The sequence below is a fragment of the Oceanobacillus phoenicis genome (genome assembly GCF_047238145.1).
In the GTDB taxonomy this organism is placed as follows: Bacteria; Bacillota; Bacilli; order Bacillales; family Amphibacillaceae; genus Oceanobacillus.
The window spans coordinates 3,211,108-3,234,573 of the sequence record NZ_JBDFME010000001.1 but is presented as its reverse complement, the minus strand read 5'-3'; the positions used below and the strand labels follow the sequence as shown (position 1 = coordinate 3,234,573).

The following is a 23,466-nucleotide window of genomic DNA, read 5'->3' as shown; positions in this document are numbered from 1 at the left end:
GATGAGCGCCCATAATTAGAAAGAACAGGAAAATATGGTAACTCATAAGTGAGATGAATGCCCAGAATTAAAAGGAACAGAGAAGAATGGTAATTCATAAGCGAGATGAATGCCCAGAATTAAAGGGAACAGAAAAGAACGGTAACTCATAGGCGATATGAGCGCTCACAATTAAAAGGAACGGAGAAGAATGGTAACTCATAGACAAGATGAGTGCCCAAAATGAAACGTTACCTGGAAATCAGGTGACTCATTGATGAATTGGTAGGAAAATTTCGGCTTAAAGTAAAAGAACTACCTTCATTTTCAAAGAAAGGTAGTTCCATTCATTTTTTATTCAAATTTAATTTTTTCATTTTTCCCCGCGATGGTTCCGAGTAGTGCTATACATAAAGCAACAATCATTAAAATGACTAAAGGAGTTGTCCATCCATTGGTCCATTCTGAGATGAAACCAAGTAGTAATGGACCAAGTGCAGCAACCATATAGCCGATTGATTGTGCCATACTAGATAACTGTGAAGATTGAGCGACTGTTTCTGTACGAAGAACAAAAAACATCATTGCTAGACTAAACGCTGTTCCGGCACCGATTCCAGTTAATATTAAGAAAGCAATAATTAAATTTGATGATGTAAGTGTTATTCCTAGTAGCCCACTAAAAAATAGAAGTCCTGCAATGCAACCAATTATTCGTTGATTATTCATTTTCCCTGCAATGATTGGTGCGACAAATGTCGTTGGAATGATGCCCATCTGTAGAATTGCAATAAACCAACCAGCGTCGCTTTCAGAGAATCCTTTTGCTAATAAGATATCTGGAAGCCAAGTAAACAGACTGTATGGAATTAATGATTGAAAACCCATGAAGAATGTGACCGCCCAAGCTATTTTCGATTTGAATAAAGCAGTAGGAGGTTGACTCTTTACATCTACGAATACTTTTTTTCGTGAGGAGCGGATTATAGGTAGTCGTAATAATAATATAATTACAGCAATCATGGAAATGACGCTCCAAACTTGCATTGCATTGCGCCAATCCAATGAAGGAATGGAAGTGATAGGGACAGATAATCCTGAAGCCAGCGCCCCAAATAAATTCATGGTTACAGAATAAATACCAGTCATAAGTCCGATACGATACGGAAAGCTTGATTTGATTAGTCCTGGCATTAGTACATTTCCCACAGATATCGCTATTCCAAGAAGCAGTGTTCCGAATAACAACATGGATATATCGCCAATTGATCGAACATATATACCTATGGATAAGACTACCATTGCCATTAATAACGTAATTTCCATGCCAAGTTTTCTAGACAATGTAGGAACAAATGAAGAAAAAATTCCAAATGCTATTAAAGGTAAGGTGTTAATTAAACCGATCATGGCATTTGTCACTTCTAATTCATTTCGAAATATCGGAATTAATGGACCAACGGAAGTGATGGGGGAACGTAGTGTAGAAGCTATAAATAGGATTGCTAAAATTAATAGAAATGTATAATAACGCTGTTTTGTTGAGTTTGAAATATGTTGCATGGTGTTTCTCCCTTATGATTAATCTTCGTTAGCTAATATATCAAAAGTTAATTATACATAAATTGATCATAGGGAGAAAGAAAATAATTAATGATTATTTATTCTGAGTTTTAGAGGATTTAAGCTAAAAGGTAACCAAACACATATTACAACTTATGGTAAGTAGGGGGCAATGACTAACATGATGATAGAAATTGATATTAAAAAAATACTAACTGTTTTTGATAACTTCACATTTTTATCACTTTTATAAAATCCAGAGAATTGTAATTTGTTCCGATATAATATAAAAATAGAAATAATGATACCAATACCAGCAATTAATCCTCCATAATGATTATCTAATTGAATTCCGATGGATGAATAGATAAACATAATAGCTATACTGAAAATAAATCCCAATAGTCCAAGAATTATGAGTATACGAATGATTTCTAAAGTGAATTTCATTTTCGGCTCTCCTTAAATAGATAGAAAGGTTTACAATAATCTGAATTAAGTATTTATTAAAATTTTGCGTCTGTTATAAATAAGTTTACGTCTATTTAATAAAAGCGGGAATACTAGCAATGGCAATATTAAATATAGCAAGTGTATTATTAGGGATAATAGCATTAATTCTTCCCGTTATCAATCTATTATCCACACATAAACATAAATTGAAAAAAAATATTCTAATGTTAGTAAGTCTAAGTGCATGTTCTATTGCAATATGTTTTCAGTTATTTTATCAAAATCACCTCGTGAGAATTCAAGATTGGTCAGCATTAATGGATGTTTCGGGTAGCACGGTTTTGATATCTGCAATACTAGTGGGTTTAACGGTTACTTTAAATGTTTCTTCCATTTTTGGGGTGAGAGAGTTATGATGAACAAAAAGCTTGAAGCAGTGTTTTTAGATAGGGAAGGGACCATTGGTGGAGATGATAAGGTACATTATCCTGGTGATTTTAAGATGTTTGAGAAATCGAAAGAGAATATAGATTATCTAAAAAAATCTGTTCAAGTGTTTTCATTTACGAATCAGCCAGGTATTTCTTTTGGAGAGGCGAGGAAAGAAGATTTCTATAAAGAATTAATAGGTTTTGGTTTTGATGATGTATTCATATGTCCGCATCATCATAAAGAAGGCTGTAAATGTCGAAAACCTAATGGAGGTATGTTGAAAGATGCTTCTAATAAATATCAATTAAACTTAAATAATTGTATTATAATTGGTGATAGATGGAGTGATATGGTGGCAGCTTCCAAGACAAATTCAGTAAAGATATTAGTAAAAACAGGGGCAGGAACATCTACACTTCATGACCATTTTGAAAAGCTAAAAGGAATCGAAATTGATTTTGTAGCGGAAAATCTTACGGAAGCCGTAAATTGGATAGGGTATAGATACCAGTTCCTTTAGAAATGGTTGAATTTAAGCAAATTAATAAATAAGATGAACTGATTAGGAGTTTAATCATAGTAGACAAATCGGATTAATGTGTTTATAATAAATTGTATAAAAATACTTATCAAGAGAGGTGGAGGGACTGGCCCGTTGAAACCTCAGCAACAGAGTGCATTTGTCTGTGCTAAATCCTGCAAGCATTAGCTTGAAAGATAAGTTGAGGTTATCGTACGATACAAATTCTCTCTTCTTATCTTTGCCATGATCATACTTATAGAAGAGGAGGATTTGAATATGGTTTTCTGGAACGAAGATGAATCAGAAAGAAGAAAAAATGAATTAATTGAGAAATTAATTGCATCTAATCACTTTAAAAAAGGGAACAGACATCTTTATGAGCTTACAACCGCGGAGTTAGAATATGAATATTTTAAGCTTCAATATAATGATCACCCGCATGCTGGTAAAGGTGCCATTCATTGGGAGAATTTTTAACTTTATATTTTGATACAAACTTTATCCTCGCATTTGCGAGGTTTTTTTATTTCATTTTTACATCAAATGTATAACTCATAGCAAAATTACTTAATTATCAATTAGTTTTACATAGAGTATCTATCCAACTGGCGGACTATTTTCTCTGACATTTCCAGTAAATCCAACTTCAACTTTATCTGTTACTTCAATAGGAATTTCTTCTTTTACTGATAAATCAACAGTAACTTGATTTCCAGAATATACTATTAAATGAATAAGAATTATGTATTTTTCTGAATTAAATGATAAAATGAAGTATGTTGGAGATGACTGGTATGCAAATAAACTTTAAATCAATACATAGTGAAGAGGATGTTAACTTAATTTCCACGTTATATAGTAAAGTCTGGAGTAATGATTCTTTAGAGATAACTCATCGGATAAAGAAACATATGGCCTATGATGGTTTTCAAGGACGTATGATTAATCGGAAGAAGCTAAATTGATTGGTTTTGCTTATGGTTATTTATCATTAAAAGGTCAATATTACCATAATCTAATTGCTAATCACCTGAATCAACAGGAATATCAAGATTGGCTCTCCAACTGCTATGAAGTTGGAGAAATAATTGTGGACTCACCTTATCGAAAGTCAGGATATGGAAGAGATTTATTAGACAGACTGTTAAAAGATGCTACAACAAATACAGCTATTTTGACGACACAACAAGATAATATGACTGCTATACAATTTTATAAGAATCAGCATTGGGAATGGATAAAACAGCAATTTTATCCAAATGAAGAAGGAAAAGCATTTGCGATTTTCGGTAAAAGACTAAAAAGACACTAAAGCGAGGTGGCGTATGATTCCGCTAGTATATGACCAACTAAATACGTTTGGTAAGGACGATACATTTTTTCTATCACTATTAAAAGAGTTAAGTGGGAAAAACTTAGCCGATCTAGGTTGTGGAACAGGAAGGCTTACCATACATTTTGCTGAAACGGGTTTTAATGTAACCGCAATTGATCCAAATAAAGAAGCAATTGAGCTTGCTAAGACGAAACAAACATCCAATCAAGTTGAATGGATTATTGGAGATAGTGGGGATCTAAAGACAAACACATATGATGTGGTGATTATGACTGCAAATGTTGCGCAAGTATTTCTTACAGATATAGATTGGGAGCAAGTAACCAACAATGTTATTCGTTCATTAAAAGAAGGCGGATGTTTCATATTTGATACACGTAATCCAAGAGCAGAAGTGTGGAAAAAATGGATGGCAGATAAAACACCTGATATTGCAACACACCCTAGGTCAGGAGAAGAATTAGAAATTTGGACCGAATACGATGGAATGGACGAAAAACAAATATTTACGTTCTATGAAACTGTAAAAAGTGTTAAGTCTGGAGAGGTTATCCAACGGGAAAAACTGCAATTGCGATTTCGTACTCAAAAAGAAGTAAAGGTTGCCTTAGAAAAAGCCGGATTTTCTGATGTTAAATGTTATGGAGATTGGGAATTAAAAGAGGCAAGAGAAGAATCATCATCATTTATCTTCTACAGTACAAAATAATGATCAGAAAATATGGAGGGAAGTATATGACGGAAGATTTTTATTGTGATGAAGTTTTAAGTGGTAATATGTTAGTGGAGAAGGTGATGGAAACAGAAAATGTATTAGCTTACCATCATACAAATCCATTTTGGCCAACTCATATTGTTGCAATTCCGAAAATCCATATTGACTCTCTTCTATCTTTGGAAGAAAAAGATAATGATTTGTTAATAGAGTTATTTTTTGTAATAAAGCAAGTTGCTGCTATGGTAAAAGAAGAAGATGGTGCTTGCCGTGTCATTACAAATTTAGGTGATTATCAAGATTCAAAACATCTTCATTGGCATATTATATCTGGAGAGAAATTTAGATAATAATTGTGTACGTAATTTCTAGTTTAAATCAACAATGAAAAGTCTCTATAAGAGGCTTTTTTTATTTTGGAAAAAAATTATCTTGACGGTGTGGTGTGGCCTATGTATAATTTAAATCGTAATCATTACGAATCGTAACAATTACGATTACATAAAGGAGAGAATCTATATGAAGAAAATATGGGGAAAGGGGCTTAGCGTACTATTACTAAGTCTACTATTTATCATGGGCTGTCAGTCAGCAGATGATAATTCTGAAGAGGGAGCAAATGCTGAAGAAGAACATGATCACAGTCACGAGGTAGAGATTGGAGATGCACCAGAAAAAGTCAATATTGATGGAGTCTCTGATCATTATCATACGGGTGACTTAATTAAATTAACTGCAGGGCTTGAAGAAGATAGTGAATTTAATCATTGGCATTGGTACACAAGAAATTCATCTGAAGATGAATGGGAAGCAGTACCAGAATTAGATGATACGAAATTTTTTGGCGATGCGGAAGTTGATGGACAACAAATTATAGCAGTTTTATTTAATGATGATCACGAACCATATGCTCAATCAGAAGTTATAGAAGTTGTAATAGATGATCACGGACATGGACATAGTCATGCTCATGATGAAGAATCTCAACAAATTTATGATGGTTATTTTGAAGATGAACAAGTGGAAGATCGTACTTTAGGAGACTGGGAAGGCGATTGGCAATCTGTATATCCGTTACATCAAAACGGTACACTCGATGAAGTCTATGCACACAAGGCTGAAGAAAGTGAGGATATGACAGAAGAAGAATACAAAGATTATTATGAAACTGGTTATGTAACAGATGTTAATAGAATCGTGATAGATGGTAATGAAGTAACTTTCTTTGAGGGAGAAGAAGAACAAACTGGTGAGTATCAATATGATGGTTATGAAATCCTCAATTACGAAGCAGGAAATCGAGGAGTACGATTTATATTTAAGCTAGAGGAAGAGTCAGAAGGGTTACCAACTTATATTCAATTTAGTGATCATTCGATATTCCCAACTGATTCTGGACATTTCCATCTTTATTGGGGAGATGACAGACAAGCATTATTAGAAGAAGTTGAACATTGGCCAACATACTATCCATCCAAAATGAGTGAAGAAGCTATTGTTCACGAGATGATTGCGCACTAATATATTTACAAGCAGAGAATCCGATGTTTATTGGATTCTCTTTTTTATTTGTAAGTATTTAGAGGAAAAGAGGTAATGAATATAGAAATAATACTTAATCCTAATTAACAAATAGGAATCTCTATTAACTATATAGGCCTTTATAAAAGGTAAATGGGATATTACATTAACTAGCGGGATAAATTTAGAAGGAGTAATTAAAATGAAAATTTCTAAAAAGGTAGGTATAACAAGTTGGATTCTCACTTGTATGTATTTTGTACTTGAACCTTTTTTTGTGATGTCTTCCATCGCTCCGTATAGTGTGATGAATCATGCCATGAGTGATTTGGGAATTACAAGTTGTGGTGAATATACCTATGCTCTAGCAGCTTATGAGATTTGTTCTCCTTATCATTTTTGGATGAATGTATTATTTGTTATTAATGGGATTACCTTTTCAATAGGAATACTATATCTTTCTCAACAGCTCGAACATAATAAAAAGAATCTGATAGGTACTATATGTTTATTGTTACTAGCATTAGGAAATATTGTTTCCGGATTTATTCCTGCAGATGTCAATTTATTCTGGCACTCTATTTTTGCTCAGTTAGGAATGGTGACTTTTTTAATTGGGCTATGGTTATTTGGAAAGATATTAGTAAGAGGGAAATGGTGGACGTATAGCATATTAATTTCTCTTATCATTTTAGTAGTGTTTATTATACTTCTTATTTTTATTCCTTTGCCAGCGGGACTACTCCAACGTATGTTTTATGGTGTGACATTTCTGTGGGGGACTGTCTTAGCAATTATGTTATCTAATAATAAAGGTGCGTATAGGTGATATGATGTTTTACTTAAATTTTAAAAAGGTGTGATAACAATGAAACAGATTTCAGTTAAAAAGGTGATTGATAAGTAGATTGTTTCTTTTTCGTCTTCTTTTCAATCAATGGTTAGTAAAAAGAAATTTTAATGAAAAGAGGATTCGCATGTATAAAGATCAAAAATTGACAATACGTCCAATTCAAGAAAAAGATTTAAAACGTCTATGGGAATTAATCTATAAAGAAGAAAATCCGGAGTGGAAACAATGGGATGCTCCATATTTCTCCCATGAAAGTATGTCTTACGAACGTTTCATGAAAGAAGCTGAAGCATGGATTAATGCTAAATCTAGATGGGTAATTTGTGTAAATAATGATGTCCATGGTACCGTTTCATATTATTATGAAGATGAACAAAAGAATTGGCTAGAGATGGGGATTATCTTTTATGAAGGCAGTAATTGGGGTATGGGCTATGGAACAAAAGCTTTAAAATTATGGATAAATCATCTTTTTGAGCAACTGCCTGTTGTTAGAGTAGGTCTAACTACTTGGTCGGGAAATAAGAGGATGATTCGTGTTGCTGAAAAGTTAGGAATGATGATGGAAGGAAAAATACGTAAAGTCCGTTATTATAACGGGGAGTATTACGACTCTATCCGTATGGGGATATTGCGAGAAGAGTGGAACGATCAATAATATAGAAGAGGAGACTCTATTTCAGAGAATCTCCTCTTCTAAATTTATTTGTCAGTAGCAATAGAAAACAATGATTTATCTTCTATTTTATGCGTTATTATCATCAATAGCATACCGAATAAAATCATTCCAGCTGCTACAAATGTGATTTGTGAATAAGAAAAACCCGAATTTAATAGGAAACTTCCTAAAGTGGCACCAATAGAGTTTGCGAGATTAAATACGGAAGCCGCTATGGTGCCAGATAGAGCGGGTGCTTCTGTAGCAGCTAGAATAATTTTTGAATTTAGAATTGGAGTGGTTCCAAATGTTCCTGCTCCAAATAGAAAACATGCAACATAAGCGAGAAATGGCATAGATAATAAAAATGTAAATAAAAATAGTACGGCTCCAAGTGTTGCTAAGGTAACGATTAAACGTTCGGTTAATTTAGATGGCTGGATACTTCCTGAGATAAAGTTACCAATAACGGCACCTAGTCCAAATAAAAACAGTCCAATTGTAACACCTGTCACGCCAAAACCAGCAATTTCTCTTAACATGGGTTCCTTAAACGTATATGCAGTGAAAACACCAGAAAAACCAAAAACAATAACCGCAATGATCATTAGTACATTTTTATTTTTTAATACGGTTAATTCTTTTCTAAGTTTTGGTTGTTCTGCTGGTCTAATGTTAGGTGTAACTAAAAGTAAACCAATTAAAGTAATCGCACCTAATAAGGCGATAATCCAAAAAACAAGTCTCCAATCGAAATATCCTCCAACAAACGAGCCGAATGGAACACCAAGCATAACAGCAATGGTTAATCCACCTTGAACTGCAGCTATGGCACTTGTTCTTTTTTCTGGTTTAGAAATTTCAACAGCAAGACTCATGGTCAATCCAAAGAAAGGTGCATGCATTGTTGCTGATAGTAACCTTGATAATAAAAGCACCTCAAAATTTGGAGCTAGTGCTGCAACGATATTACTTATAATAAATATGGATATCAAGCCAATTAATAAGGGTTTTGGTGAGTATTTTACTGTAATCATTCTTAGTATAGGACCGAATACAGCAACACTGATAGCATAAACACTTAATAATAGTCCTGTAGTGGATACTGGTACATCTAGATCTGTTGCGAATTGTGTTAGTAATCCAGTAACAACATATTCTGTCATTCCTATCGCGAATGTACCAATCATGAAGATAGCTAGAATAGTATTTCGAGAAAATTTCATCGGCATATCATCTCACCTCTTTGTTTAAAAAATACATAGTGAATATGATATGACAGAAGCCACCTGATGTCTAGAGTAAAATATAAATAGTTATAGAAAAAATAATTACTTCATTTGCCTCTTTGACTTCAATACAAAAAGGAGTAGAATATACTAAGTTAATGAAATTACATAATGAAGGTGAGATACATGAAAGAAAAATTCAAAGCATATCGATTTCCTATTATTTTACTGACATCGATCATTATTGGAAGTATTATAGGGATTGTATTTGGTGAAGAAGCAACGATTATTAAACCACTTGGGGATTTATTTATTAATTTGTTATTTATGATTGTTATTCCTTTAGTTTTCTTTACCATATCATCGGCGATTGCTGGTATGAATAGCATGAAACGTCTTGGCAAGATTATGGGCTCAATGATTACAGTATTTGTCGTGACAGGAATTATTGCATCTATATTTATGTTAGTTGCTACTGTTATTTTTGAACCGGGTTCTGGTGTGAATATTTCTTTAGACACACCGGAAAATGTGGAAGAACAAAGCTTGTCTGAACAATTGGTTAATACGTTTACAGTACCAGATTTTGTTGATTTGTTTTCTCGTGACAATATGTTAGCACTAATTGTTTTTTCTGTATTAATTGGGGTGGCGACTGGTTTAACTGGGGAAAAAGGTAGACCATTTGCTACATTTCTAACTAGTGCATCTGAGGTGTTTATGAAAATCATAAAACTTGTGATGTACTATGCCCCGATTGGTCTAGGGGCGTACTTTGCAGCACTTGTTGGTGAATTTGGAGCGGAATTAATTGGAGATTATGCGAAAGCAATCATCATTTATTACCCAGTTTCTGTATTATATTTTGCAATTGGGTTCACCTTATATGCATTTCTTGCTGGTGGTAAGAAGGGAGTTACTCGTTTTTGGAAAAATATCCTAGCTCCAGCAGCAACTTCACTAGGTACTGGAAGTAGTATCGCTGCTCTACCTGTAAACTTACAAGCGGCTAAACGTATTGGCGTTCCAAAAGATGTCCGCGAAACGGTGCTTCCTTTAGGGGCAACGATTCATATGGACGGATCGTGCTTATCTGCAATGCTTAAAATTGCATTTGTTTTTGGGGTATTCAATTTGGATTTTTCCGGATTTGATACTTTCCTAACTGCTATTGGAATCTGCTTATTGTCTGGGATTGTAATGAGCGGAATTCCTGGCGGTGGATTTATGGGAGAAATGATGATAATTACACTTTATGGTTTACCAATGGAGGCATTACCAATCATAACCGCCATTGGAGTAGTTGTTGATCCACCTGCAACAATGGTTAACGTTACTGGTGATACCGTTTCAAGCATGCTAGTAACCAGACAAATTGAAGGGAAAGATTGGATGGAGAAGAGTGAAAATCTAGCCTAGGCTTTTAAGGGCACTTCCTATATCAACGAAGTAAAAAAGTGTCTTTACATTATATTCCATTATTGGTAAGCTTGGTTTGTTAGTAAATGAAATTGACATTTAAATAGAATTTTTTCACACTAGGGGAGCTATAGTAAATAGCTGAGATGAACTTCGGATTGTTTAGACCCTTTGTACTCGAACAGGATAATGCCTGCGTGAGGAAGTGTGGTCAATAGGTATAAGTATGTTGACTGCATTCTCTCATGATGAATGTGGTCTTTTTTGTTTGCGTAAAAGTGAAAAAGTTCGCTAAGGAGGAAAAGTCTTTGCGTGAAAAATGGGCGTTTTTAGAAAACACTCCTCAAGATGCAGCAATTAATATGGCGCTAGATGAAGCTTTGTTGCATTGGCATCGAAAAGGTGAAATTCCACCAGCATTGCGATTTTATCGATGGAATAAACCGACACTCTCTATAGGATATTTTCAGAAAGTAGATGGGAAAATTGATTTTCAAGGTATGAAAAAGCATCATTGTCAATTGGTGAGAAGAATGACAGGAGGAAGTGCTGTATTGCATGAGGATGAATTGACATACAGTATTGTCATTTCAGAAGAGCATGAGAGAGTTGCATCATCTATTCGTCAAGCATATTACGATTTATCAAAAGGTATATTAAGAGCCTATCAATTGCTTGGGATTCAAGTAGATTATGCCTCTGAACAAATTTCTAAAGAACGTAGCACGATTTGTTTTGAGCAGCCTGCATTTTATGAATTAGTTGCAAATGGCAAGAAGATTTCTGGTAATGCACAAATAAGGAAAAGAGGCATACTTCTTCAACATGGATCAATCCCTATCTCTATGAATGTGGAAATGCTGTTTGATTTATTTCAATTTTCTACAGAACAATTGAAAAAAAGAAAAAAACAAGGGTTTTATAAAAAAGCGACCACTATTAATACGGAGTTAGGAGAGAAGCAATCCTATGAAGTGGTGCGTAATGCTTTTCAACAAGGTTTTTCAGAAATTTTAAATATCGAATTAGAGCCAATAACGTTGACAGATGAACAGTGGAAGGAAGTATATCAGATTGCCGAAGCAAATTATTCAGAGAATAATATAAAAGGAGCTGTTTCACATGTCTAATCAACAAACTCATGTACGTAAGCCAGATTGGTTAAAAACAAGAATTAATACGAATAAATCGTATCGAAATTTAAAAAAATTAATGCGTGAAAATCGGTTAAATACGGTTTGTGAGGAGGCGCGCTGTCCAAATTTACATGAATGCTGGAGTGAACGGAAAACAGCTACATTTATGATCTTAGGAGATACGTGTACAAGAGGATGCAGATTCTGTGCAGTAAAAACAGGGTTACCAAATGAACTGGATTGGGGAGAACCAGAACGAGTGGCTGACTCAGTCACCGTAATGGGTTTAAAACATGTGGTAGTAACAGCAGTAGCTCGAGATGATTTGAATGATGGCGGTGCAGCAGTATTTGCGGAAACTGTCCGAGCTATACGGAGAAAGAATCCTGGTTGTACTATTGAAATATTGCCTTCGGATATGAAAGGAGATTATGAGAGTCTCCATACATTAATGGATAGTGGACCAGATATTTTTAATCATAATATTGAGACCGTGCGAAGACTTACAAAACGGGTACGAGCTAGAGCCACATATGATCGTTCATTAGAGTTACTTCGACGTGTAAAAGAGATAGCTCCAAATACACCGACAAAATCAAGTATAATGGTTGGCTTAGGAGAAGAAAAAGAAGAGATTATTCAAGCAATGGATGATTTATTAGAACATAATGTGGATATTGTTACACTTGGCCAATATTTACAGCCAACGAAAAAGCATTTAGAGGTAGTGCGTTATTATCATCCAGATGAATTTGAAGAATTGAAAAACATTGCCTTAGAAAAAGGCTTCTCCCATTGTGAATCTGGTCCATTAGTTCGTTCCTCATACCATGCGGATGAACAAGTGTCTAATGCAGCAGCTCAACGAAGAATTAAGTACATGAAAGGTGTAGAGAAGCAAGAAAATAGTCAATTGGATTTTAATTTCTAAGTACTATAAGTAAGGCATAGACAAAATAAAACGGGTTGCTCGAAAGACGTATGATAATGGAATAATCGGCAGAAATATACATCATGTGAGTGGAAGGTTTAGTTGATTCCCGATGTATGAGCAATAGGAATCTAGACCAGCCTCCAGTGAGATAAATGAGTATATTCCTGATTTAAACTAAATCATTTGAATTTCGAGTAACCCTTTTGTGTTAACTTCTTATTAGATAGACAACTTATTACGAAGTCGGTATATTTTGGAAACACTATTCATTATCCATTTTGGAATTTTAGTAGGAAAATAAGTTCGATGGTAGTATTTTTCATATCCGTTTTTTAAATCCTGCCATTGAGTACATTGTTTTTCTTGAGAAAAACGTGCGACATCAATAATTTTAATCGATCCTTCTTTTGTGACAATCAAATTGTGTAAATGAATATCGGATGGATTTAAACCAACATCCCTTGCGTATTGTAATCCATTGTCAACTTGGTGTACGTAGTCTGATTTTAATAAAATTCCTTCCGCCAAACATTCAAAAAAAGTTTTTCCTTCAATCAAATCCATTACCAAATAGTTTGGCCCAGATTCATAAATGGTTGGATAATAATTACTACCTTTTAGTTTTTCATAGTTATTTTTCTCTTGAATAGCTGTTTCTTCAAAAGGTGGATAAAATATTTTAATGACTCTATGTTCTCCGATCACTTTAAATACAACAGCACTTCTTCCCATTCCATAAACTTGTAAGTCAGGGTGGTGTTTCAGCACTTTTACGTGATTATTTTTATTTAAAAATGAAACGCTAGAGACATAGAAGTTGTATCGAGATGGTTTCATTATTATTTAAACTTACCTTTCCTTTTGGCTAGTTCCTTTTTAATTAATGGTAGGGCATGTTTTTGAGCTTGTTTCATACCTTCTTTTACCACTTTTGACTTTAATAATTTTGTAAGTTTAGACATAGAATTACCTCCTTTTAAAAGTGTGGCAATAAGTCCATAAAAAGAGACCTTTGCCCACTAAATTGAGCAAAGGTCTCGCAAGCGACGTTATAAAACGTTGCCAGCAGTGCCGAGGATTTCTCCTGTAATGACGACAGCTGCTATTATGCTACTCCCCTTTGGGATTAATTTCAATGATATTTGAATTTATTATATAGGCTTGTTCTTTTATAAGCAAGTATTTAGCATCATATAATATAAAACTTGAATCTCATTCTTAGAATATTTGGCAGTTTGCGTTAGGATAAATTATACTATTCACAAGAAAGTATTCATATGACTAAATTTAACTCGAAAATGTTGATTTCCTGTGTGCTACGGTTACGAGAAATAGAGTTAACAAAATATACGGATGGATGAATGAAAGGAGAGAAGTGAGTGAACCGTTCTGTTGAAAAGATATTGAGTACCATTGCAGTTTGTGTCGATGCAGGATTTGTAATTTTCCTAGGTGTATTTGCACTTATAATTAATGTAAATCTAAGAGAGGGCACATCTGTTGTTCCTCAAGGAGAATTACCTATGATCTTTTCTATTTTTCTTCATCTATTATGGCTCCCGGCAGTGATGTATTTACTTAGTTTTGTATTAGGATTAATAGGTGTTCTAAAATTGAAAGTAAATAGTAAATTAGCTGGTATATTATTTATTTCAGCTAGCTGTATAACAGGAATGTTTGTTTTTACAGGGTTGGGTATTCATACGTTATTATACATCATTGCAGGTATAATGTGTTTTGTTAGAAAACCGAAAGATCAAATTACTGTATAAAATAGTTGAGGATGTTAATACCTATTGCATTATTAAGTTGTACTGATTTATGTAGTCATTGTTTTCTGTCTACTTATGAAGTAGCAGATTCTTCAAAGAACACGAACAACTAAACTTATTAGATTGAGGTACTCCTATGGATAATATTATACATACACTTATACAAGAGCAATATAAAACGCAAAACGTAGAAAGACCATTTATAGTAGGAATTGATGGTTTAAGTGGTACTGGAAAGACGACAATTGTTCAGAAACTGAAGCAAAACAACCCAAAATACATTGTTATTCATATTGATGAATATATTGTAACAAGTAAAAATCGCTATGATACTGGTTACGAGGAATGGTATGAATATTATCAGTTACAATGGGACGTGCAATGTATTAAAAAATGTCTATTTGAAGAATTGCACCAAAATCGAACTTCATTAACGCTTCCATATAATAATCGCGAGAAAGATAGTATTGATAAACAACAAATTTTATTACCAAGAAATTGTATCGTTATCATTGAAGGAGTTTTCCTATTGCGGGAAGAGTGGAAAGCGTATTATGATTATACGATTTTCTTAGACTGTCCAAGAAATACTAGATATCAGAGAGCGTTAAATCGTGACACATACATCGGTTCCTATGCAGACAGAATGGCAAAATATAAAAGAAGGTACTGGTTAGCAGAGGATTACTATATGAATCTTCAACAACCGAAATCAACTGCTAACAAGGTATTAGATTTACATTAATTACTCGGCATCGATGCATTTTTGGAATTTAATACTTTCCAAGAAATGATGGTCGTACTATCCTTGACCTCATTAGATTGTAAAGTTTCTAACATTGAAAAAATTATTTCTGTATCCTGTTGTGTAGATTCTGAAAATAAATTAAAAATTCTCTCTGGGTGTGTAAAGGGCGCTTGAGGACATTCTATTAAACCATCTGTACAGAGAAAGAAATGGTTTTCTCCTTTTCTTAGTTCTCGAACTCCAGTGCTATAACAAGGGACTTCTTGATCAAATGTGTTGATTTGTCCAATCCATTCGAAAAATTGTCTTTGATTCAATTGATATTGTCCTAATTGAATTAAATCAGGATGGAAGTAGTATAGTAGACAATCTCCTACTGAAAACCACCAAATGTATTTTTCCTTTCTCAAGACGATTAAACAAGATGATTCACCCTTAATGTTTTTACAGTCAGCTTGGAACTTTTTCGAACGAAAGATATGGAGTATTATTTCTTCTACTAATTGAAAACTTTGCTGAACCGGTAATTCCAAAATCGTTAAAAAATCGGATCTTGCTTCCATTAAATAATGAATAATAAGTTTAGCACTGTCATCACTGTTATGTGCATCCAGGAGTATGATAAATTCCCAGCTTTGTTCAGGGCTCCACCATATTAAACAACCATCTTCATTTTTATTTTGCCCGGTTTTAGAATTTCCTCCAAGCCTACCTAAGTTTATATGTTTATATTGAACTACGCTTGGTTCATCTATAAAAGTTTGATCACTACCAACCCAACTAATACAATTATTCATAAGTAGAATTCTCCAAATACAATTTTAAACGGTTACAGATTTCCAGTATTTCTTTTGTATTACCTCTTGGAGCCTCTGGCCAATCTTGTACGCCACTAGGTCCCCAAAATTTCTTTGGTGTATTAAGATAACGAGGAATAATATGCATGTGTAAATGAGGAACATTATCACCAGAAACAATTGCATAAACATGTTCTGCTTTCTCGCACTCCATTAAAGCTTTGCTAACAGAAGCAATTATTAATCCAAAAGCTTTTGATTCTTCTACACTCATATCTCCTAAAGTTGGAATATGCCTTTTCAAATCTATCATTATATATCCTAGGTAACTTTGCTGATTATTGTTATCGATATGTCCCACATAAACATCATTATTTTCATATATTTTAAATTGAGATGCAGAAATATCGCCTTTGTGTTTTTGGCAAATAAAGCAATCTTTTTCTTTCATAACCTATTCTCCTCCCTTAGGTGATTTTTATGATTATATAATAAAAATTACCTAAGGGAAATAATTATTCGGAATTATTCGTAAAAAAATAAGCTTTAAAAGGGAATAGTAAGCTAGATATACCGCCAAACAGTATAAGCGAAATGATGACTCCACAATTTGGACGAAGTTGGACGGGCTTAGGTGTTTTTTTAGAAGGAAAAGGTCACGAACTAGAAATATCTTCATTAGGCTGGGGAAAAGGATTTTAATCCATAATAGTCGCTTTTCCTTTTAAAGAGTACGGTGTAATAATTATGACGAACAGTGATTTAGGAAAGCATCAAATGGATGGTATTATTGGAGAGATTTATCGGACATACGTAAAACACGAGAAGTAAAGCCCCTCAGGGAGAATACTTTACTTCTCATGTTTACGTTGACTTTGTGAATCTTCTTTTGATTTAGTCTTTTTCTTCTCATCTTTTAATTCAATTTTTAAGTCTTCCATTGGGACGTCATCGGCAAATTTTTGGTTTTCAAATTCATCTAGAGCAGTTCGGTTTTCTACATTTCTTTTTGATTTTTTCTCTCTGTGTCTATTGTTATTATCCGCCATTATTTACCACCTCTTATAAAATACATTCCCCTTTATATGTAGGTAGAAACATAGATTTATAAATAAGATGTATACAAACACAAAAGGTTTACGGAATATAATTCTATAAGAGAATTTTAAATCAATTTCTTATCAACAATTCGAAAGTATACCTCCTCAATTTGTATTCATAAATTTTTAACGAATTCTTCTTTTATACTTACTATCTCTATACTAAAATAAAAAATGTTTAAGTGTGTTGACAAATTGTCAACACACTTGTATATTAAGCAATGAAATTATATAAGGTAGGAGAATACAATGAGTGATAAATCTTTAACTGGTGAACGACTGAGAAATATTTTAGACGAAAAAGGCATGTCAATGAGACAACTTGCAAAAAGCTCAAATATTAATGTATCTACTATTTCTAGAATTATAAATGGCCAACGAAAGCCAACACTATCACATTTACAAAGGCTATCCGAAGTTCTTCATACCTCTATTCAAGATCTATTGGGGGAGGAGAAGGTATCTTTGTATGAAAACGAAAATATGGCCTTACAAGAATCATTTTATACGGTTCAGTCTACATTGGGACAAGTAGGAGATTCGAATGGTTTATCGATACAAGAAATCGAGAAGGAATTAAAAAAGTACATGAAATTTGTGCAAACAGAAGAGGGAGAATCTACTGTACTAGAAAACTATAAAGATAAGCGCTCCAAATTAGGAGATTTTAATGGTCCGTATTTACAACGATTAGAAGATATGTTTCTACGGTTTTCTTCTAAGAAAGGAACCACAAAGCAATTAATTCTTATGGGAAGTGCGCTATTATATTTTATATTTACAGTGGATGTCATACCTGACTATTTATTTCCGATTGGATTTGTCGATGATGCAATTGCTATTAATCTAGTAATGGGAATGCTTGAAAAAACACAATAATATGAGGTGGGGTTAAAAGATGTAAGTGAGGGGTTTTTATGCAAAAAAAGAATATATCTATTGATTACGGTATCGTTATTATCTTATTCTTGTTTTTCGTTATAAGTCTGATTGCTGTTTATAGTGGTTCAGGTCAATATGCACAAACAGAACCATTTTTTTTCGTGTTAAGACAAGTAGTATGGTATGTAGTAGGAACCTTAGTTATGATAGGTGCAGCTTATTTTGACTATGAATTATTAGAACGGTGGGCATTGCCATTATACCTAAGTGGGATATTTTTATTAGTGCTTGTTCACTTTTTTGGTACTACGAAAAATGGATCTCAACGTTGGATTCACTTAGGTGTGTTTGATTTACAACCATCCGAATTTGTAAAGATATTCTTAATATTATACTTAGCGGTTCTATTAAAAAAGTATGGTAAATCTCAGTTAGATTTAAAAGGCAGCCTTATTTTAACAGGAAAAATACTTGCTGTTACGTTGATACCGTTTGTTTTCGTTTTTGTACAACCTGATTTAGGATCATCACTAATTATTTTAGTAATTGCATTAACATTGATCATGGTTTCCCATATTTCCTATAAAGTCATTATCATGCTTATTATTGCATTCGGAGCTTGTTTGTCATTCCTTGTGTTTACATTTACATATTTAAATGAAGTATTTGAAAGCCTTCTTAAACCACATCAATTGGAAAGAATATATGGCTGGCTTAATCCCGGTGAATATGCCTCTAATTTTGGGTATCAGCTTTACCAAGCAAGAATGGGCATTGGTTCAGGTCAATTAACAGGGAATGGGTTTAGTCAAGGTCAACAAGTGCAACAAGGGAAGATTCCAGAGGCACATACAGACTTTATATTTGCCGTTATTGGAGAAGAATTTGGCTTTTTAGGTGCAGGTATTTTAGTTCTTCTATACTTTTTTCTTATTTACCGAATTATACGAGTAGCATTTCAATCAGAAACCTTTTTTGGGGTTTATATATGTGTGGGAGTGGTTGCATTAATTGCTTTTCAAGTATTTCAAAATATTGGAATGACGATAGGTGTGATGCCAATTACCGGAATAACATTGCCCTTGGTTAGTTATGGCGGCAGTGCTTTATTAACGAATATGTTAGCAATAGGGATTGTTTTTAGTGTTCAAATTAGATCATCGAAAGACTATCTATTTAGAGAAAAGGCATTATAGTTATTAAAAGGAAGGGTGATGAAATGATTAGAGACAAATTAAAAAGAATAGACTATTCATTAATCATTATTCCCATGGTATTAGCGATTTTCGGAATTATTATGGTGTATAGCGCCAGCTTTCCTTTTGCATACGTAAACTATGATAACTCAACTTATTTTGTTCAAAGACAAATTCTATGGTTTTTAATCGGTCTAGTGTTTTTTATATTCGCCACACTTATCCCTATACATATATATGGGAGGTTAAGTCCGATTTTCATATTACTGTCTATCATATTATTAATTCTTGTATTACTTCCAGGAGTTGGAGTAGAAAGAAATAATTCGCAACGGTGGATACAACTTGGTTTCTTTCTATTCCAGCCAACTGAAGCAATTAAAATATTTATGATTATCTATTTTTCTTACATTTTTGCTAGAAAGCAGTCATACATAGAAAAATTTCATAAAGGATTATTACCGCCGTTAATTATTTTACTAGTAGTATTCCTGCTAATATTATCACAACCAGATTTAGGTACAGCTGCATTAATTTTACTATCTTGTGGAATTATTGTTACGTGTTCAGGTGCAAAGTGGAGCCATCTATTGTTTTTAGTCAGCACCGCAGTTGTCGGGCTTATTTATTTTGCATATTCTTCCCCGTATCGATTGGATCGTTTAACGTCATTCCGCGATCCATTTGACAATTTTGCCGGAGACGGATATCAGTTGGTGAATTCTCTAACTGCAATTGGAAGTGGGGGATTGACTGGGAATGGGTTAGGAGCAAGCATTCAAAAGTTAGGTTTCTTACCAGAATCACACACGGATTTTATTATGGCTATTACCATTGAGGAATTAGGTTTACTAGGATTATTTATAGTGATTATAGCGTATATGTTTATTCTAGTTAGGGGAATACAAATTTCGAGAAAACTTACCGAATCATTTCATCAATTTCTGGCAATAGGTATTACATGTCAACTAATGATACAAATCATGTTTAATTTAGGAGCTGTTTCAGGTCTATTACCAATAACTGGTATAACACTCCCGTTAATTAGTTATGGGGGATCTTCCCTATTATTTACAATGATATCCATTGGAATATTAGTGAATCTATCTTCTTATGTGAAGCAAACGGAAGAAAAAATATAAAGATGGGAAGGAAGACATCTACTTCCTTGCCATCTTTAATTTGTTTCTTTATGCATAGGATAATCTTTAAGCTGACGGTGTATTTTCATAAGTTATGGTTAATCGTTGTTCTTTCAAATCTTCTACTTGTTCACTGAAATTAGTTACCACTCGGTTGATTTTATAACTTAAAGTAAGGCCAATAGATACGTCATGTAACTGTAGAAGGCGAGATTCACTTTGCAGAGATTCTACAATCTTTCCTTTTTGATCTTGTCCAACAATAACGTCTTCAATAAGTTTATAAAATTGATCATCTTGTTCTTGTATGTTATTCACATGTTTTCGTAATGTATCTTTTTTATATGAAAAATCTTCACTACTAAGTATACTCTCTGTAACAGTGATAGAGTGCAATTCACTCATAATTAGATCCTCCCAATTAACTTGAACATATCTGAAACGTGATCTTCTGCTTCAAATAAATCTTCAATGGACGTTCGGTACGTCTCTATATGTTTTTTCCCTTTTTCAACGGACTGTCGCATGTAACTAATTTCCTCATCAAGATCAGCTTGTTCTAAAGGAAGAAATTCTTCATGGACATTAATTTGACGGACAGTCTTATTCAAACGTGGAAAGTATATGTGTTTTCTTAGTAAATCTCTATATAGACCAGGACTAGCTTCCATTTCATTTATCTTGGCGATTACTTTTTGTTTTTCTTCATTAAATGCGGTTTGAATTTCATCAGTCACTGCTTTTTCGAGGTTATTAATCATGGTGGATTTCTCTTCAAGAAGGGGAAAGCATTGTTGATACATTCGAAGTGCCGCAGATATATTAATTTGTATGTTTCCTTCTTTACTGGAGGTTAATACCATATCTCTTCCTAGATAAGATTTATTACTGCCATCACCACTTATAGATGAAAGCATTTCTATCAGACTATGACTATCTGTAATTGCTTCTAAGTTGTGTAGAATATTACTATTCTGAATATTTTTGACGATTTCTGTGAAGCTTTTTCCGTGTTGCATGATTTTTAAAATTGTGCCAGAGTCTGCACCTAATGTAGCAAATGGGTTATTCAAATCTCGTACACTTATATTTCTTTCAATTAATTCTTGAATCTCATTAAGTTCGTACTGCAAATTACCGAACTCGGTGATTAATATATCTTGTTGGTTCTTGGTAATATAACCAGCTTCATAGAGTCTGCCGAAAATTAATTCTGAGTTATCTGTTATCATTTTAATCTTTTCGTTTAATATCGGAACATTGTCGTTTAAGTTACGGATGACAGTATCTACTTCAGTAGAATTTGTAATATACCATTTGAAATAGTCCATTCCGCCACTTTTATCTTCAAATATTGAAGGGTTAACTCCCAGTAATTTCTCAATACCAGCATTCATTCCACCTTGCTCTGCTGCTAACGTGTAATCTATGGCCATTTCTTGAAAACTAACAATGACATCGTCGGGAATATCATCAACCATTTCACGTAAACCAGGAAGGGTAGGGTTCGTGTTAATATACTGAACGGCTCCTAATGTTAGAAAACCACGTATACCACTCACAGCGTATAGTGGGTCATCTTCAGAAATAAGTTGTGTTATATTTTGTTCTTTGTCACTGTAGTAATCTTTTGCGAAATCGTGAAGTTCTTGAGGCGGGATGTCGTAGATGTCAGCATCTGAAAACACTATATTCTTTATTGACTTTATTTTCGAAATCTTCGTCAATGTGATATAGCTGATAATAATTGGTTTGTGCTCCGTTAACGCTAAAAACTTCATCAAACGTATCGAAAGCTAAGTGTGCTGTTGTATTATTGTTATGTGCTAAAGAGTGAGAAAGGCCAATTGTTTTTATATTATTAAGGTGGAAAATATCATTTGTTTCGTCTGCAAAATCTTTGGTGGCAATTGCTTGATCAGCATTATTTCCTGCAAACATTGCTTTTATATTATATTCCCAATCATGTATATCTTGTGTCCCTTGAGATATTATATATACTTCTTCTGTTTTACCATTATCAATATATAATGCGGTACCATCATAACTGGATTGATTGATTTGTTTATTACTCGACTGGGAAGAATGATATAGATTAAGATCCCCATCAAGTAATTCCCCAGTTTCTTCTAAATATATTTTTTCAAAATCTTTTTCAAAATTATTTTTTGCTTCATTTAAAGAAGTATTTTGTAATGCTTTAGGAGAAAAATGTTTATATTCTAAGTCGATTATTCTAGTCTTTAATTCAGGAGTAGATAAAATATTTTCCATTTATATCACTCCTTTTTACTATTAATTATGTTTATAGATTTAATTTGTTTCAGCCATTTTTCTTTTTCGGAATTTGTTTTTTCTGAGCATTGGTTTGCTTCAAGTTTATCGTTACACCTTAACCTTATAGTCAAATCTATTTGACCATGTGTATTCCAAATAAATACTGCTATCTTATAAAACTGTTCATCTGGTCTATATTCCGCAATGGATAAATTTGAATTATTGTCCGTTTCAATATTTCTAAATTCTAACTCTCTATCATGACTTTTTGATATGCGATCCATACTAGACTCAACATTAGGCTCTCCTTTGTAATAGCGTAATTTATAGTTCACAAAAATATCTTTCGTTTTATCAACATCCGCAAAAGTAATCGTCTCACTTCTGTCATCTGGTCCAACAATATGGGTTCTGTCACTGACCATCATCTCCTCAGGAAAGTCCATGGTAACACTATTTGATTTGGATAAAAAAGGATAGAAGCCTTCACGTACAGGTTCTATGGATTGTATAAATTCTCGGGTGAATTCATCTTGAAGGGCTGGAACATCGGGTAATTCTTCGGCATTCATTTCAGAAGGAGACACATTTTCTTCTTGATCATTATTCATACCACAACCTCCTATAATAATTAAGCAAGTGAATAGTAACCACATATATTTTTTCATGAAGCATTCCTCCAACATAGGTCTTAATATTCATCGTATATAAGTATATAGATTATATACCCCAAATCAATAAAAATAAGTAAAAATTATGAAAATAATGCAAATGTCTTGAATAATATTAACTATAATAGGT

General features: G+C 33.5%; 28 protein-coding genes, 1 pseudogene and 2 riboswitches. Of the genes and pseudogenes, 18 read left to right on the top strand and 11 right to left on the bottom strand.

Going from position 1 to position 23,466, the window contains the following annotated elements; all coding sequences use genetic code 11:
• Nucleotides 1-333: 333 nt before the first annotated feature.
• Together ABC346_RS16245 and ABC346_RS16240 are read right to left on the bottom strand one after the other, a co-directional pair.
• Nucleotides 334-1,542 carry a CynX/NimT family MFS transporter gene (locus ABC346_RS16245; RefSeq protein ID WP_413235841.1) on the bottom strand — a complete coding sequence of 403 codons (1,209 nt, stop codon included), beginning with the start codon at nt 1,540-1,542 and terminating at the stop codon, nt 334-336.
• Between the two features lie 153 nt (nt 1,543-1,695).
• Nucleotides 1,696-1,992 carry a hypothetical protein gene (locus ABC346_RS16240; RefSeq protein ID WP_413235840.1) on the bottom strand — a complete coding sequence of 99 codons (297 nt, stop codon included), beginning with the start codon at nt 1,990-1,992 and terminating at the stop codon, nt 1,696-1,698.
• A 119-nt stretch (nt 1,993-2,111) separates the two neighbouring features.
• On the opposite strand from ABC346_RS16240, the gene ABC346_RS16235 reads away from it, so the two are divergent.
• The 10 genes from ABC346_RS16235 (at nt 2,112) to ABC346_RS16190 (ending at nt 8,033) form a co-directional block, all read left to right on the top strand.
• The gene (locus tag ABC346_RS16235; protein WP_413235839.1) at nt 2,112-2,411 is read left to right on the top strand and encodes a hypothetical protein; all 300 of its coding nucleotides are present in this window, start codon (nt 2,112-2,114) and stop codon (nt 2,409-2,411) included.
• Nucleotides 2,408-2,947 carry an HAD-IIIA family hydrolase gene (locus ABC346_RS16230; protein WP_413235838.1) on the top strand — a complete coding sequence of 180 codons (540 nt, stop codon included), beginning with the start codon at nt 2,408-2,410 and terminating at the stop codon, nt 2,945-2,947. Before ABC346_RS16235 ends, ABC346_RS16230 begins: the two co-directional genes overlap by 4 nt.
• A gap of 103 nt (nt 2,948-3,050) precedes the next feature.
• Nucleotides 3,051-3,151, top strand: a riboswitch (SAM riboswitch).
• Between the two features lie 75 nt (nt 3,152-3,226).
• On the top strand, nt 3,227-3,427 hold the full coding sequence (locus ABC346_RS16225) for a Fur-regulated basic protein FbpA (protein ID WP_077596294.1): 201 nt from the start codon (nt 3,227-3,229) through the stop codon (nt 3,425-3,427).
• Between the two features lie 317 nt (nt 3,428-3,744).
• Nucleotides 3,745-3,915, top strand: a complete 171-nt coding sequence (locus tag ABC346_RS16220; protein WP_413235837.1) for a hypothetical protein — start codon at nt 3,745-3,747, stop codon at nt 3,913-3,915.
• Nucleotides 3,912-4,262 (top strand): GNAT family N-acetyltransferase, encoded by a 351-nt coding sequence (locus ABC346_RS16215; RefSeq protein ID WP_413235836.1) that lies wholly within the window; start codon nt 3,912-3,914, stop codon nt 4,260-4,262. Before ABC346_RS16220 ends, ABC346_RS16215 begins: the two co-directional genes overlap by 4 nt.
• Before the next feature lie 13 nt (nt 4,263-4,275).
• Nucleotides 4,276-4,995, top strand: a complete 720-nt coding sequence (locus ABC346_RS16210) for a class I SAM-dependent methyltransferase (protein WP_413235835.1) — start codon at nt 4,276-4,278, stop codon at nt 4,993-4,995.
• A gap of 26 nt (nt 4,996-5,021) precedes the next feature.
• A complete protein-coding gene (locus ABC346_RS16205; RefSeq protein WP_413235834.1) occupies nt 5,022-5,351 on the top strand; it encodes an HIT domain-containing protein in 330 nt (109 codons plus the stop codon).
• Between the two features lie 169 nt (nt 5,352-5,520).
• On the top strand, nt 5,521-6,522 hold the full coding sequence (locus tag ABC346_RS16200; RefSeq protein WP_413235833.1) for a ZinT family metal-binding protein: 1,002 nt from the start codon (nt 5,521-5,523) through the stop codon (nt 6,520-6,522).
• A 202-nt stretch (nt 6,523-6,724) separates the two neighbouring features.
• Entirely contained in the window at nt 6,725-7,351 is a 627-nt protein-coding gene (locus tag ABC346_RS16195; RefSeq protein WP_413235832.1) for a DUF998 domain-containing protein, read from the top strand.
• A gap of 148 nt (nt 7,352-7,499) precedes the next feature.
• Nucleotides 7,500-8,033, top strand: coding sequence for a GNAT family N-acetyltransferase (locus tag ABC346_RS16190; protein WP_413235831.1), 534 nt, complete (start codon nt 7,500-7,502; stop codon nt 8,031-8,033).
• A gap of 44 nt (nt 8,034-8,077) precedes the next feature.
• On the opposite strand, the gene ABC346_RS16185 is transcribed toward ABC346_RS16190, so the two are convergent.
• Nucleotides 8,078-9,265 (bottom strand): MFS transporter, encoded by a 1,188-nt coding sequence (locus ABC346_RS16185; protein WP_413235830.1) that lies wholly within the window; start codon nt 9,263-9,265, stop codon nt 8,078-8,080.
• 183 nt (nt 9,266-9,448) lie between these two features.
• Here ABC346_RS16185 and ABC346_RS16180 point away from each other — a divergent pair, with 183 nt between their 5' ends.
• From ABC346_RS16180 to lipA, 3 genes are all read left to right on the top strand, one after another.
• On the top strand, nt 9,449-10,681 hold the full coding sequence (locus ABC346_RS16180; RefSeq protein WP_413235829.1) for a dicarboxylate/amino acid:cation symporter: 1,233 nt from the start codon (nt 9,449-9,451) through the stop codon (nt 10,679-10,681).
• 111 nt (nt 10,682-10,792) lie between these two features.
• Nucleotides 10,793-10,902: riboswitch (TPP riboswitch) on the top strand.
• A gap of 87 nt (nt 10,903-10,989) precedes the next feature.
• The gene (locus ABC346_RS16175) at nt 10,990-11,811 is read left to right on the top strand and encodes a lipoate--protein ligase family protein (RefSeq protein ID WP_413235828.1); all 822 of its coding nucleotides are present in this window, start codon (nt 10,990-10,992) and stop codon (nt 11,809-11,811) included.
• On the top strand, nt 11,804-12,748 hold the full coding sequence (gene lipA, locus ABC346_RS16170; RefSeq protein ID WP_413235827.1) for a lipoyl synthase: 945 nt from the start codon (nt 11,804-11,806) through the stop codon (nt 12,746-12,748). The genes ABC346_RS16175 and lipA overlap by 8 nt, the downstream gene beginning before the upstream one ends.
• A gap of 222 nt (nt 12,749-12,970) precedes the next feature.
• On the opposite strand, the gene ABC346_RS16165 is transcribed toward lipA, so the two are convergent.
• On the bottom strand, nt 12,971-13,588 hold the full coding sequence (locus ABC346_RS16165; RefSeq protein WP_413235826.1) for a protein kinase family protein: 618 nt from the start codon (nt 13,586-13,588) through the stop codon (nt 12,971-12,973).
• Nucleotides 13,589-13,590: 2 nt separating this feature from the next.
• A complete protein-coding gene (locus tag ABC346_RS16160) occupies nt 13,591-13,713 on the bottom strand; it encodes a hypothetical protein (RefSeq protein WP_413235825.1) in 123 nt (40 codons plus the stop codon).
• Nucleotides 13,714-14,130: 417 nt separating this feature from the next.
• Between ABC346_RS16160 and ABC346_RS16155 the strand changes: the two genes are divergently transcribed.
• Both ABC346_RS16155 and ABC346_RS16150 read left to right on the top strand, forming a co-directional pair.
• The gene (locus ABC346_RS16155; RefSeq protein WP_413235824.1) at nt 14,131-14,523 is read left to right on the top strand and encodes a DUF4064 domain-containing protein; all 393 of its coding nucleotides are present in this window, start codon (nt 14,131-14,133) and stop codon (nt 14,521-14,523) included.
• Between the two features lie 136 nt (nt 14,524-14,659).
• Nucleotides 14,660-15,268 carry a kinase gene (locus ABC346_RS16150; RefSeq protein ID WP_413235823.1) on the top strand — a complete coding sequence of 203 codons (609 nt, stop codon included), beginning with the start codon at nt 14,660-14,662 and terminating at the stop codon, nt 15,266-15,268.
• Here ABC346_RS16150 and ABC346_RS16145 read toward each other — a convergent pair.
• The 3 genes from ABC346_RS16145 to ABC346_RS16135 all read right to left on the bottom strand — a co-directional run bounded on the left by ABC346_RS16145 (nt 15,265) and on the right by ABC346_RS16135 (nt 17,117).
• The gene (locus ABC346_RS16145) at nt 15,265-16,068 is read right to left on the bottom strand and encodes a protein phosphatase 2C domain-containing protein (RefSeq protein WP_413235822.1); all 804 of its coding nucleotides are present in this window, start codon (nt 16,066-16,068) and stop codon (nt 15,265-15,267) included. The genes ABC346_RS16150 and ABC346_RS16145 overlap by 4 nt on opposite strands.
• On the bottom strand, nt 16,061-16,519 hold the full coding sequence (locus ABC346_RS16140) for an HIT family protein (protein ID WP_413235821.1): 459 nt from the start codon (nt 16,517-16,519) through the stop codon (nt 16,061-16,063). The genes ABC346_RS16145 and ABC346_RS16140 overlap by 8 nt, the downstream gene beginning before the upstream one ends.
• Nucleotides 16,520-16,919: 400 nt before the next feature.
• The gene (locus tag ABC346_RS16135) at nt 16,920-17,117 is read right to left on the bottom strand and encodes a hypothetical protein (protein WP_413235820.1); all 198 of its coding nucleotides are present in this window, start codon (nt 17,115-17,117) and stop codon (nt 16,920-16,922) included.
• A gap of 300 nt (nt 17,118-17,417) precedes the next feature.
• On the opposite strand from ABC346_RS16135, the gene ABC346_RS16130 reads away from it, so the two are divergent.
• Genes ABC346_RS16130 through ftsW form a run of 3 tightly spaced genes read left to right on the top strand, consistent with a single transcriptional unit; the run spans nt 17,418 to nt 20,388 of the window.
• A complete protein-coding gene (locus ABC346_RS16130) occupies nt 17,418-18,047 on the top strand; it encodes a helix-turn-helix domain-containing protein (protein ID WP_413235819.1) in 630 nt (209 codons plus the stop codon).
• 38 nt (nt 18,048-18,085) lie between these two features.
• Nucleotides 18,086-19,246, top strand: coding sequence for a rod shape-determining protein RodA (gene rodA / locus ABC346_RS16125; protein WP_413235818.1), 1,161 nt, complete (start codon nt 18,086-18,088; stop codon nt 19,244-19,246).
• A gap of 23 nt (nt 19,247-19,269) precedes the next feature.
• Entirely contained in the window at nt 19,270-20,388 is a 1,119-nt protein-coding gene (ftsW, locus tag ABC346_RS16120; RefSeq protein ID WP_413235817.1) for a putative lipid II flippase FtsW, read from the top strand.
• Nucleotides 20,389-20,454: 66 nt separating this feature from the next.
• On the opposite strand, the gene ABC346_RS16115 is transcribed toward ftsW, so the two are convergent.
• The 3 genes and pseudogenes from ABC346_RS16115 to ABC346_RS16105 all read right to left on the bottom strand — a co-directional run bounded on the left by ABC346_RS16115 (nt 20,455) and on the right by ABC346_RS16105 (nt 23,276).
• Nucleotides 20,455-20,793, bottom strand: a complete 339-nt coding sequence (locus tag ABC346_RS16115; RefSeq protein WP_413235816.1) for a hypothetical protein — start codon at nt 20,791-20,793, stop codon at nt 20,455-20,457.
• 2 nt (nt 20,794-20,795) lie between these two features.
• Nucleotides 20,796-22,662: pseudogene (locus ABC346_RS16110) on the bottom strand (DUF6792 domain-containing protein).
• Nucleotides 22,663-22,667: 5 nt separating this feature from the next.
• On the bottom strand, nt 22,668-23,276 hold the full coding sequence (locus ABC346_RS16105) for a hypothetical protein (protein WP_413235815.1): 609 nt from the start codon (nt 23,274-23,276) through the stop codon (nt 22,668-22,670).
• Nucleotides 23,277-23,466 lie beyond the last annotated feature (190 nt).